Source organism: Azoarcus sp. DN11 (genome assembly GCF_003628555.1).
GTDB lineage: Bacteria > Pseudomonadota > Gammaproteobacteria > Burkholderiales > Rhodocyclaceae > Aromatoleum.
Genome location: NZ_CP021731.1, coordinates 820396 through 832655, shown reverse-complemented (window position 1 = coordinate 832655; position 12260 = coordinate 820396). Strand labels below are relative to the sequence as shown.

9 protein-coding genes and 1 tRNA gene are annotated in these 12260 nt (G+C 64.1%); 6 read left to right on the top strand and 4 right to left on the bottom strand.

Going from position 1 to position 12260, the window contains the following annotated elements; genetic code table 11:
• Window positions 1-6: 6 nt before the first annotated feature.
• Entirely contained in the window at window positions 7-600 is a 594-nt protein-coding gene (gene plsY / locus CDA09_RS03700) for a glycerol-3-phosphate 1-O-acyltransferase PlsY (protein WP_121427386.1), read from the top strand.
• A gap of 12 nt (window positions 601-612) precedes the next feature.
• On the opposite strand, the gene tsaD is transcribed toward plsY, so the two are convergent.
• A complete protein-coding gene (tsaD, locus tag CDA09_RS03695) occupies window positions 613-1641 on the bottom strand; it encodes a tRNA (adenosine(37)-N6)-threonylcarbamoyltransferase complex transferase subunit TsaD (RefSeq protein WP_121427385.1) in 1029 nt (342 codons plus the stop codon).
• Window positions 1642-1786: 145 nt separating this feature from the next.
• On the opposite strand from tsaD, the gene rpsU reads away from it, so the two are divergent.
• From rpsU to CDA09_RS03670, 5 genes are all read left to right on the top strand, one after another.
• Window positions 1787-1999 (top strand): 30S ribosomal protein S21, encoded by a 213-nt coding sequence (gene rpsU, locus CDA09_RS03690; protein ID WP_011238288.1) that lies wholly within the window; start codon window positions 1787-1789, stop codon window positions 1997-1999.
• Window positions 2000-2096: 97 nt separating this feature from the next.
• Window positions 2097-2543, top strand: coding sequence for a GatB/YqeY domain-containing protein (locus CDA09_RS03685; RefSeq protein ID WP_121427384.1), 447 nt, complete (start codon window positions 2097-2099; stop codon window positions 2541-2543).
• A 37-nt stretch (window positions 2544-2580) separates the two neighbouring features.
• Complete coding sequence (gene dnaG, locus CDA09_RS03680) at window positions 2581-4404, top strand: DNA primase (RefSeq protein ID WP_121427383.1); 1824 nt, start codon at window positions 2581-2583, stop codon at window positions 4402-4404.
• Window positions 4405-4453: 49 nt separating this feature from the next.
• Window positions 4454-6448 carry an RNA polymerase sigma factor RpoD gene (gene rpoD / locus CDA09_RS03675; RefSeq protein ID WP_121427382.1) on the top strand — a complete coding sequence of 665 codons (1995 nt, stop codon included), beginning with the start codon at window positions 4454-4456 and terminating at the stop codon, window positions 6446-6448.
• A 42-nt stretch (window positions 6449-6490) separates the two neighbouring features.
• Window positions 6491-6567, top strand: a tRNA-Ile gene (locus CDA09_RS03670).
• 166 nt (window positions 6568-6733) lie between these two features.
• On the opposite strand, the gene tssH is transcribed toward CDA09_RS03670, so the two are convergent.
• From tssH to tssF, 3 genes are read right to left on the bottom strand one after another with little or no spacing between them, the layout of a single operon-like run.
• Complete coding sequence (gene tssH / locus CDA09_RS03665; protein WP_121427381.1) at window positions 6734-9376, bottom strand: type VI secretion system ATPase TssH; 2643 nt, start codon at window positions 9374-9376, stop codon at window positions 6734-6736.
• 23 nt (window positions 9377-9399) lie between these two features.
• On the bottom strand, window positions 9400-10470 hold the full coding sequence (gene tssG, locus CDA09_RS03660; protein ID WP_121427380.1) for a type VI secretion system baseplate subunit TssG: 1071 nt from the start codon (window positions 10468-10470) through the stop codon (window positions 9400-9402).
• The gene (tssF, locus tag CDA09_RS03655) at window positions 10434-12260 is read right to left on the bottom strand and encodes a type VI secretion system baseplate subunit TssF (RefSeq protein WP_121427379.1); all 1827 of its coding nucleotides are present in this window, start codon (window positions 12258-12260) and stop codon (window positions 10434-10436) included. The genes tssG and tssF overlap by 37 nt, the downstream gene beginning before the upstream one ends.

Sequence of the window (12260 nt, the reverse complement as noted above, 5' to 3'; positions counted from 1 at the left end):
GAAAAAATGACCTTGCTGTTCCTGCTGATTGCCGCCTATCTGCTCGGCTCCATTCCGTTCGCGATCGTCTCCAGCCGCCTCTTCGGCCTTGCCGATCCGCGCGAATACGGCTCCGGCAACCCCGGCGCAACGAACGTCCTGCGCAGCGGAAACAAATCTGCCGCCCTGCTGACCCTCGTCGGCGACTGCGCCAAGGGGTGGCTTGCGGCATGGGGCGCCACCCGACTCGGCTTCGACGCGACCGACGTCGCGCTCGCCGGACTGGCCGCATTCCTCGGCCACGTATTCAGTGTCTTTCTGCGCTTCAACGGCGGCAAGGGGGTCGCCACGGCACTCGGCGTGCTGCTCGGCATCAATGCCTGGATCGCGCTGACCGCCCTTGCAGTATGGCTCGCGATCGCCTTCACCACCCGCTATTCCTCGGCCGCTGCGCTCGGCGCCGCCTTCGCAACGCCCTTCGCCGGTTACTTCCTGGCGGGGCAGCCTGCAGTCGTTGGCATTCTCACCCTGATCGCAGCACTGCTGATCTGGCGCCACAACGCGAACATCCGGAAATTGCTCAACGGAACGGAAGGCCGCATCGGCGGCCACAAGGCCTGAGCCCTCCTCCGCTCACGCTGCGCCGGGCGCCCGCAGCGCCGCCAGCGGCCAGCGCGGATGAATCCGCACCGCGCAATCCTGCCCCGCCACCTCGCCGGCAGCCAGGCGCCGCGCACCGGCAAAGGCGATCATTGCACCATTGTCCGTGCATAGCTCGGGCTCCGGGTAATACACCCGCCACCCCTTGCGCCGCGTCGCCGAATCAAGACGGTGACGCAGATGGCGGTTCGCGCCCACCCCGCCAGCCACGACGAGCCGCGACAGGCCGGTCTGCTCCAGCGCCTTCAGCGCCTTCGCACACAGGACCTCGACGACCGCCTCCTGAAAGTCCGCCGCGAGATCTGGGGCATCGCCGGAATTCCAGTCCGACGCACTCACCACATTCAACACCGCAGTCTTCAGCCCGCTGAAGCTGAAGTCGAGATCGCCCGATTTGAGCATGGGCCGAGGCAAGCGGAAGCGCCCCGAACGCCCCCGCTCGGCCAGTTGCGCCAACTGCGGCCCGCCGGGATAGCCAAGGCCGATCAGCTTGGCCGTCTTGTCGAACGCCTCGCCTGCGGCGTCGTCGAGCGATTCACCCAGCAGCACGTACTCCCCGACCCCGGTCACCTGCATCAGCTGGGTATGCCCCCCCGACACCAGCAGCGCAACGAACGGAAATGCAGGCGGATCGGCCGACAGCAGCGGCGACAGAAGATGGCCTTCGAGGTGATGCACCGGCAGCACCGGCACGCCGAGCGACATTCCCAGCGCCTCGGCATAGCTCGCACCGACCAGCAGCGCCCCGGCAAGGCCCGGCCCGGCGGTATAGGCAATCGCATCGATATCGGAAAGGCCGCACCCGGCCTCTGCAAGCGCCTGCCGCACGAGAACCGGGAGACGCCGGATGTGATCGCGCGACGCGAGCTCGGGAACGACGCCTCCATAGGCCGCATGCAGATCGATCTGGGAATGCACGCAATGCCCAAGCAAACCCGCCTCGACATCGAACACGGCCACACCCGTCTCGTCGCACGACGTCTCGATTCCCAGAACTTTCATGATCCCCAGCCAATAGCCTCGCCAATGTGCAGGACGCCATTGTACGGCGCCGCACAGCGGGAAGTTAAGTTTCCACTTGGCGTGTCGAACTCAAGTCGTTATACTTCGCATTTTTCCGCCTACCAGAATACACAAGGAAGTCGCAATGCCGGGTATCCGCGTCAAGGAGAACGAGCCGTTTGAAGTCGCCATTCGCCGCTTCAAGCGCACCATCGAAAAAACCGGTTTGCTGACCGAGCTTCGCGCCCGCGAATTCTACGAAAAGCCCACCGCGGAGCGTAAGCGCAAGTCGGCCGCCGCCGTGAAGCGCAACCACAAGCGCCTGCGCAGCCAGACCCTGCCGCCGAAGCTGTACTGATCCCAGCCGGATCAATCGGCCGGCCGCCCACGCCGGGCGCGAGTCATTCGACTTGCGCCCGGCGTGGCGTTTTTCATTTTCACTCGGAGCTTCGCTCATGTCCCTCAAGCAACGCATTCAGGACGACATGAAGGCCGCCCTGCGCGCCAAGGAAAGCGCCCGCCTCTCGGCCGTGCGCCTGCTCATCGCGGCCATCAAGCAGCGCGAGATCGACGATCGAGTCGAACTCGACGACGCCGGCATCATGAGCACGGTCGAAAAGCTCGTCAAACAGCGCCGTGACTCCGCAAGCCAGTACGACGCCGCGAACCGCCCCGACCTCGCCGCCAATGAACGCTTCGAGATCGAAGTGCTCTCGGCCTACCTGCCTGCGCAACTGTCGGACAGCGAACTCGACGCCGAAATCGCCGCAGCGATCGCGGAAACCGGCGCCGCGGGCATTGCCGACCTCGGGCGCGTGATGCCGCAACTCAAGGCACGCCTCGCCGGGCGCGCCGACATGGCGGAAGCATCGCGGCGCGTCCGCGCAAAGCTCTCGACCTGAACGCCTGCCGCCCGTCTCACCGCGGGCGGCCGCAGCAATGATCCCGCAGTCGTTCATCCAGGATCTGCTCGCGCGCGTCGACATCGTCGACGTCATCGAACGCCACCTCACGCTCAAGAAGAGTGGCGCGAATTACTTCGCCTGCTGCCCCTTCCACGGGGAAAAATCCGCCTCGTTCTCGGTAAGCCCGAGCAAGCAGTTCTATCACTGCTTCGGCTGCGGCGTCCACGGCAGCGCCGTCGGCTTTCTCATGGAGTACAGCGGCCTGTCCTTCATCGAGGCCGTCAAGGAACTCGCGTCGTACGCCGGACTGCAGGTTCCCCAGGAGACCCGCCCCGGCTTCCGCCCCGAAACGGTGTCCGCGCACGACGGCCTCATCGACGCGATGACGGCCGCCGCCCACTTCTATCGCGAGCAGCTCAAGTCGTCTTCGACCGCAATCGAGTACCTCAAGCGGCGCGGCGTCTCTGGCGAGATTGCCGCGCGCTTCGGCATCGGCTTCGCCCCCAACGACTGGCAGGGCCTGCACCACGCCTTCCCGGACTACAACGCCAAAGCCCTGCTCGACGCGGGACTGGTCATCGAGAACGATGCCGGACGACGCTACGACCGCTTCCGCAACCGCATCATGTTCCCGATCCAGGATCGCCGCGGCCGCATCATCGCATTCGGCGGACGCGTCCTGGATTCGGGCGAGCCGAAGTACCTGAACTCCCCCGAGACACCGCTGTTCGAGAAAGGCCGCGAGCTGTATGGCCTCCCGCAGGCACAGAAAACCATCCGGGACGCCGGTTACTCGATCGTCGTCGAAGGCTACATGGATGTCGTGGCGCTCGCGCAATTCGGCGTAACCAACGCCGTCGCGACCCTCGGGACCGCGACCACGCCTCATCACATCAGCACCCTGCTGCGCCACGCCCAGCGCATCGTGTTCTGCTTCGATGGCGACAACGCCGGGCGCAAGGCCGCCCGGCGCGCACTCGAATCCGCACTCGAGGCGCTGCGTGACGACGTCACCCTCGCCTTCCTGTTCCTGCCCGAACAGCACGACCCGGACTCGTTCGTCCGCGCCAACGGCGCCGAGGCGTTCAATCGGGCAGCAACAGCCGCCACACCGCTGACGAGCTTCCTGCTCAACGAACTGCGCGCCGAATGCCCGCTCGACACGGCCGAAGGCCGCGCCAAGCTCGTGCATGACGCCAAGCCCCTTGTCACCCGCATCGCCGCACCGATGCTGCGCCTGCAGATCATCAAGGCCATCGCCGACGCCTCGGGCTTCAGCCAGGGCGAGGTCGAGACGGCCTTCGGCCTCAAGCCGTCCACGAATTCACGCCCACCACGTGATGCCGGCTTCGGCGGCCGACGCGACTACGGCTCGCCCGGCTATCCGGGGCCGACGCGGCGACGCCGGCCATCCGAGGCAAACGCCCCAAACACGCTGCTGCGCCTGGTGCTGCAGCATCCGGCGTGGGCGGCGCGACTCCCCGTCGACCTCGTTCCGTCGGACTCCGCGGAGGGGCGCGCACTGATCGCGATCGTTGATATGTCGAGTACCGGCGACCTGAGAACGAACGCCGGGCTCGGTGCACTGGTCGAACAATTTCGGGACACACCGCACGCAGATACGCTGGCTCGCGTCGCCGCGGAACTGGTCGATGCGGAATTTGACGAAGATGTTGTCGAAGTGCTCTTCGCAGACGCGCTGAACAAGCTTCACACCAACGCAATCGCTCGCGAAATCGCCGCTTTGACGGCGCAGGAGCGCGATTCCGGACTTTCACCGATGGACAGGCACCGTCTCGCAGAACTGCTTATCGAGAAAATGAGCCTTGTCAACGCCCGCAAAGTCCAGGACGTTTAGTATAATTGCAGGTTACCCAACTTACCTTTCGCCCGACTCAAGGAGTGCCATGGCCCGCGAAAAAATCAAGGATTCGCGCAAGGATAGCCCAAAAGGACGAGCCTCCAAGGCCAAGGACAAGGCCGCACTGATCACCGAGGGGCCGGAACTCGCGCCCCTCGATGCCGAAATCCGCAGGACCCGCCTCAAGACACTGATCACGCTCGGCAAGGAGCGCGGCTACCTCACGTACGCCGAAATCAGCGACCACCTGCCCGATGACGTCGCCGACGCCGAGCAGATCGAAGGCATCATCGCCACCTTCAACAACATGGGCATCCGGGTGTTCGACGAGGCCCCGGCCGCCGAAGACCTGCTGATGTCGGATGCCGTGCCCAGCACGGTGGACGAGGATGTTGCGGAAGAAGAAGCCGAACAGGCACTGTCGTCGGTCGACTCCGAGTTCGGGCGCACCACCGACCCGGTGCGGATGTACATGCGCGAAATGGGCACGGTCGAGCTGCTCACCCGCGAAGGCGAGATCGAGATCGCCAAGCGCATCGAAGATGGCCTGCGCCACATGGTCCAGGCGATCTCCGCCTGCCCGACGACCATCGTCGAGATGCTCGAGAGCACCGACAAGGTCGCACGCGACGAGATGCGCATCGACGAGCTCATCGACGGCCTGATCGACCCGAATGCCGCCGCCGAGGAAGAGGCTGCCGCGCTTTCCGAAGCCGACGAGGGCGACGAGGACGCGGAAGAAGAGGAAGGCGCGGGTGACGTCGGCGACGAGGACGACGAAAGCGCCGAAGAGAAGGAAGCCGCCGCCAACGCCGCGACGCTCCTGCAACTCAAGACCGAAGCCCTCGCGCGCTTCGCCGTGATCCGCGCACTCAACGAGCAAAAGATGGCCGCCCTCGCCGAGCGCGGCTCGCAGGATTCCGGGTATCTCGCGCTCCAGCAGCAGATTTCGGACGAACTGCTCAACATCCGCTTCACTGCGAAGTCCATCGAGCGCCTGTGCGACTCCGTCCGTCACATGGTCGAGCAGGTGCGCAGCCATGAGCGCCAGATCCTGCAATTGTGCGTCGACCGCGCCGGCATGCCGCGCCAGCACTTCATCAAGGTGTTCCCGGGGAAGGAAGTGGACCTCGACTGGCTCAAGGACGAAATCGCGCTTGGCAAGAGCTACGCCGAAGGCCTGATGCGCGTGCATCCCGCCGTGCTCGAAGAGCAGCAGAAGCTCATCGATCTGCAGACCCGCATCGGCATTCCGCTCAAGGAGCTGAAGGACATCAACCGCCAGATGTCGACCGGCGAAGCCAAGATGCGCCGCGCCAAGCGCGAGATGACCGAAGCCAACCTGCGCCTCGTGATCTCGATCGCCAAGAAGTACACCAACCGCGGCCTGCAGTTCCTCGACCTGATCCAGGAAGGCAACATCGGCCTGATGAAGGCGGTGGACAAGTTCGAATACCGCCGCGGCTACAAATTCTCGACCTACGCGACGTGGTGGATCCGCCAGGCCATCACCCGCTCGATCGCCGACCAGGCGCGTACGATCCGTATCCCGGTTCACATGATCGAAACGATCAACAAGATGAACCGCATCAGCCGGCAGATCCTGCAGGAAACCGGCCAGGAGCCGGATCCGGCAACGCTCGCCGAAAAGATGGAGATGCCCGAGGAGAAGATCCGCAAGATCATGAAGATCTCCAAGGAACCGATTTCCATGGAAACGCCGATCGGCGACGACGACGATTCGCATCTGGGCGACTTCATCGAAGACCAGGCCACGCTGGCCCCTGCCGATGCAGCGATGTATTCCAGCCTGCGCGACGCCACCGGCGAAGTGCTCGACTCGCTGACCGCCCGCGAAGCCAAGGTGCTGCGCATGCGTTTCGGCATCGAAATGAACACCGACCACACCCTTGAGGAAGTCGGCAAGCAGTTCGACGTCACCCGCGAGCGCATCCGCCAGATCGAAGCGAAGGCACTGCGCAAGCTGCGCCATCCGAGCCGCTCGGAGCGCCTGCGCAGCTTCCTCGACAGCGACGCCTGACGACCGACTCAGCGCCCGTCCTTGCACGGGTGCCCGCTTTCCGGGCCCATAGCTCAGTTGGTTAGAGCAGGCGACTCATAATCGCTTGGTCACAGGTTCAAGTCCTGTTGGGCCCACCATATTCGTCAAATACTTAGGCCAGTCCGCCAGGGCTCGCCTAAGTTCTTTTTGGCGCCGCGGGACAGATGCTGCACGGGTGGAGTGTTTCCCGGCACTCGACCGCGCCCCAATTGCAAGGACGACGACACCTGACACAATGACAGGGCGCCGCCGGCCTGCCCCCACCTACCGGATCGTATAGCGGAACGCCCCCCGCTTGTCGGTCGTCACCTTGATGGCATTGATGGCGATGCCGTCGGCCATGCGGGCCAAGGTGGTCTCTGCGATGTCCGGCAGGAGGCTTCCGTTGAGGATATGGTCGACGTTGCGCGCCCCCGAGTCGATCTCGGTGCAACGCTGCAGTGTCGATTCGACCAGTTTTTCATCCCACTCGAAGCGCGCCTGATGATTGATGGCAATCCGCTCGCCGATACGTCTGAGCTTGAGTCGGATGATTTCGGCCAGCACGTCATCAGAAATCGGGTAATAGGGAATGACTTGCATGCGCCCGAGAAACGCCGGTTTGAAATTCTGATACAGCACCGGCCGCAGGGAATCGCCAAGCTCCTTCGCCGAGGGCATGTCGTCCGCGATCCTGTTCAGGCAGGCCTGCATGATCTGACTCGAGCCGACATTGCTCGTGAGGATGATGAGCGTATTACGGAAATCGACCTCCCTGCCCTCCGCGTCGTCGAGTACCCCCTTGTCGAATACCTGGAAGAAGAGTTCCAGCACGTCGGGGTGCGCCTTCTCGACCTCGTCCAGGAGCACCACGCAATAGGGGTTCCGGCGCACTGCCTCGGTCAGCACGCCGCCTTCCCCATACCCGACGTAGCCCGGCGGTGACCCCTTCAGGCCGGAGACCGAATGCGCCTCCTGATACTCGCTCATGTTCAACGTAACCATCTTCCGCTCGCCACCGTACAGGATGTCCGCGAGTGCAATGGCGGTCTCGGTCTTTCCTACTCCGGACGGACCCACGAACAGGAACACGCCTTTGGGCTTATCCGGATCCTCGAGATTCGCACGGGCTGTACGCACGCGCTGGGCAATAGCTTCGAGCGCGTGGGACTGACCAATCACGCGCTCCTCAAGCAGCGGCTTGAGCTGAAGCACCGTCGCGATCTCGTCCTTGACCATCCTGCCCAGAGGGATACCGGTCCATGCAGAGACGATACCGGCGACGACGCTGCCGTCGACCTGAACGGGTACCATCGGGTCGTCTCCCTGGAGTGCGCGCAATTCGGCAATCAGTGACTGAGACTCCCCATCCCCGGAGTGTTTTCCCTCACCACACGAACGCGTGCGAGCAGTGCCGATCTGCGCGACCAATGATTTCTCGCGCTCATGACGCTGACGCAGACCCAGCAACTCGGTTTCCACAGACCCAATCTGCTCGCGGAGTTCGGTCAGACGCTTCGCATGTACAGCACCGTCGCTCGCCTCGCGTTCCAGCGCTTCGGCCTCGGCGCACAGATGAAGAACCCATTTTTCGCCATCCTCGATCCGGGCGGGCGTTGCGCTGTGCGCCAGCGCCACCCTCGCACAGGCGGTGTCGAGGACACTGATCGCCTTGTCGGGAAGTTGCCGACCACTGACATAGCGGTGCGACAGCCGCACCGCCTCGGTCACCGCCTCGTCCAGCACGCGCACGCCAAAATGCTGCTCCATCAACGGCACGATGCCGCGCAGCATCGCCGCCGCGACTGGCTCGGATGGCTCCTCGACCTTGACGACCTGGAAGCGTCGCGCGAGGGCCGCATCTTTCTCGAAGTACTTCTTGTATTCCGCCCAGGTCGTGGCCGCAACCGTTCGCAACTCGCCCCGCGCGAGCGCAGGCTTCAGCAGATTGGCCGCGTCGTTTTGCCCTGCCTGCCCACCCGCCCCGATGATCGTGTGCGCCTCATCGATGAAAAGGACGATGGGCGTGGGGCTGGCCCGAACTTCGTCGATCACGCCCCTCAACCGGTTTTCAAACTCGCCCTTGACACTCGCCCCTGCCTGCAGCAACCCCATGTCGAGCACATGCAGGCCGACGCCCTGCAGCGCGGGCGGAACGTCTCCGCCGGCGATGCGCAGCGCCAGCCCCTCGACGACGGCCGTCTTGCCCACACCGGCCTCGCCGGTCAGGATCGGATTGTTCTGCCGCCGCCGCATCAGGATGTCGATGACCTGCCGAATCTCGGCATCGCGCCCGATCACCGGATCGAGCCTGCCTTCTTGTGCGCGTTGGGTCAGGTTGGTCGTAAACCGATCGAGCGCGGGCTGCGAGCGGCGTCCATCGACGAAGTCCGGCTCACTCGCCCGTTCCGGCACAGCGCCCTGCCCGGCCTCGGAATCGAGCACCTCGCGCGCCTCCATCGACCCGTCCGTCAACTCGTCGAACTTGTGCTTGAGTTCGTCGACGCGGACACGCCCGAACAGCGGCGACGCACGCAGCGCGAGTTGCGACAGCGCCGGCTCCGTCAACATGGCCAGGAGCAGGTGCCCGGAGCGGATGCGGGGCATGCGCGCTTCAAGCGATGCGATCAGCCAGGCATGCTCCAGGAGTCGCTGCAGCTGCGCGGAGAATACCGGGGTCCTCGTGTTGCCCGAGCGGAACCGCCCCATTTCGGATTCGAGATCAGCGCGCAGCGCCGCTACGCTGACGCCGCAACGCTTCACGATCACGGCAAGGTCGCTCGCAATCTGCTCGCACAGGGCAAGGAACACATGCTCCGGATCAATCTCGTAATGGCCGTGCGCCATGCAAAGGTTGGCCGCACGTTCAAGGGCGCCCCGACAACTCGCGTCGAGCTTGCGGATCAATGTCTTCAGGGAAGTACTCATGGCGATGGAGAAAGGTTCGGTTATCAATTGAGGGGGCGCGCTGCGTAAGCGGCATCGTTGCGATCGTGCGCAGATGGACGTGAAGCGAGAAAGGCGTCACGGCCGAGTCGCACGGGCTTGCCGATGTCGAGCGTCGCGGAGTGGACGTCCTCGGCACGCAGGCATGGACAGATTTCGTATTCGAACTGGTGTCCGGTCGCGAGCATCAGCAATTTGGCCAAGGCCGCCGCGGCTTCGCCGCCCGGGAGAAATGCGTGATACGCGCCCGCCGACAGCGGCCCCAGATGGACACGGACCCTCAGGTTGCGCTGCCACACACGATCACCCGCGAGTGCGGTGCGCCCCAGCGCAGCGTTGCGGCCGCCCAGCGCGGTACGCTGATCGTCGGGCAGCACATACCATGCGCCCACAAACTGCTCGACACGGACGGGAATACGGAAGTGGCCCCCGAGAATGCGCTTCAGCGCCCCCGCGGACAGTGGATGCTGCCCTAGCAGGCTCGCAACACGCGCAATCGCTTCATCCTCGACGCGACCCGGCTCCGCCCGCATCCGGTCGCGCAAGGCGTCGAAACCCAAGCCCGCCACGGACAGCACCAATGGCAGGAAGCGATTACGACGGTCGCACTCGTACTGCAGCGGCAACCGGTATTTTTTCCACGCCTGATAGAACTGGCTGATCGCGCGGTTCGCGAAGATGTCGAGCAAGGCGCGTGCTGCGCGATCCCGGTAGTAGCGCTCACGTTCGGAGATGCGCTCCGTGTAGTGCGCAGGCAGCACGCCATGGGTGCCCAGAAGTCCGATGCAATACGGGGTGATCTCGACCCTCCGCAGGCGGCCAGGTCCGTCGCCCTCGTCGCTCGCGTCATGCCGCACCTCCAGCGCTTCGATCTCGGCGGGCGCGAAACCCTGATACAACGTGTTCCGGAACCGGATACGGTCGGACAGGGCATCCGCGCCGTGCCTGCACGCACCGGGTTCATGACGGAACAGGCCGTCGAGCAGCCGTACGGCCTGAAAAAATTCAAACCGGTAGGGCGCCTGAACGAGCTGCTCGATCAGCCCAGGATCGAATCGCCCGAGCGCGGCTTGCATCGAACAAGCTCCTCCCCTGTTCTGACGGAAATGAGCACCAGCTGCACGAAACTGTTCAGGTGCACGTACAGACCCAGAAACCGGTCGATCACGCGCGAAAAGACATCCAGACCGACCCCGACGAAGCTGTCTTCGTCGACCGTCAGCCGCACTTCGACACCCCGTACAAAGCCCGCAAACGGACGCCCCACCATCCAGCACGTCTTTGCGCGTTGTTCAATGCCACGGATGCCATCGATCTGCCGCCGCGACACTGCTGTCCGGCGCATGTCGTAGAGCCCGAGCATTTCCTTGAAGGCGGCGAGGCCGCTGCCGGTAAGGGAGAGATGATTGAGCGACAGATGGGATATCAGGCGCCACAGGCCGTCACGTTGATGGTCGAACCGGCACGACCTGGTCGGCGCTCGCAGCAACCGGATCGCCCGCACGACGCCTCCGCCTTCGGTGAACAGGTCGCCTCCGTCCAGGCCGATCGAAAGGCGCGCAGGAAGGTCCCTGTTCGTGCAGGTGAGCGAGAGGCTCAGGACGTCGGACCGCGGACTCACCGGATCGAAATCCGTACCGACAATCGTCAGTGCCGTCTCGTACCCGGGGCTGCTTTCGGCAATGCGTGCGTCGCGCTCGGCGTGCCAGTAATGGCCGTCCCGTTCCTGCGTTTCACAGTGCCGCAGGGAAAAGAACGGGCGATATTCGGTGTGCGATTCGCCTTCCGCCCCTCGGCTGACACAACGCACCGTGTCGATGGAATACACCTCGTAGGCATGCGCCTGCCGTCCATCGGCAACGACGGGGTACGTCGACGTGTGTCCGCTCAAGCGGATCGGCTCGCCGGGACGCTCGAAGCGATTGACGATCGGGACGCAGCCGAGCTTCACGGACTCCTTCGTCACTTCGGCGAGAAGCCGGGCTGTCTCCCCCTCCGGGCGCACGTCCTTCAGCGCGAAATGAAACCGGAGCGATGCCCCCGAACGCCACGAGGGCGGCAATCGATCAAGCGAAAGGTCGAAGAAACTGTATTTTTCCGGGAACGCGAAATATTCGGTCAGGTGCCGGTACGCGTCATGGGAATTGTCGGGGAAATCGATGAGCGATTCGTCGTCGGCAAAACCCACTTCCCCGATCGGGCTGCCTTCCAGCGCACGCCATACACCCTCCTCAGTTTCGACCCACGCCTGCGCAACCCGCAGAAACAGGGCGTCACGCAGCGCTGCGGCAACGGAAGACTCGGCATCGATGTACAGACGCACCCGATCGACGGCGCGCGCACCCGCACCGAGAACGCATAAGCCCAGCGTCAGCATTCCCGATACGCCACACGGTGCACACACCGACGCAGGCATCCACGCGACAGGGGCGAAACGAAACAGGTCTACACGCAGCGGCAACAGATCGACCTGCCAGGCAGTACGAAAGCGGCAGGCAACCCCATTCACGGGTCGCGACCGGAGTTCGCTCCCACGCGTGATGGCCGCCGCCCCCGAAAGCTGCAGCTCCCCGCCGCCCAGGTCAAAATGAGCGATCGAACAGGCGGGAAACGGCCGCAGATAGTGCGGATAGAGAACCTGCAGCAGGGCCTCGGTAAATTGCGGATAGGAATCCTCGAGCTTCCGCGAGATTCGCGCCGACAGCAGCGCGAAAGATTCGATCATCCGCTCGACATGCGGATCGTCACACCCATCGCCATTGACGAGCAGTCGCCCGGCGATCTTCGGGTAACGCTCGGCAAATTCGCGCGAATGGCCACGCAGGAATGCGAGTTCGCGTTCGTAATAGGGAAGCAGATCATCCAT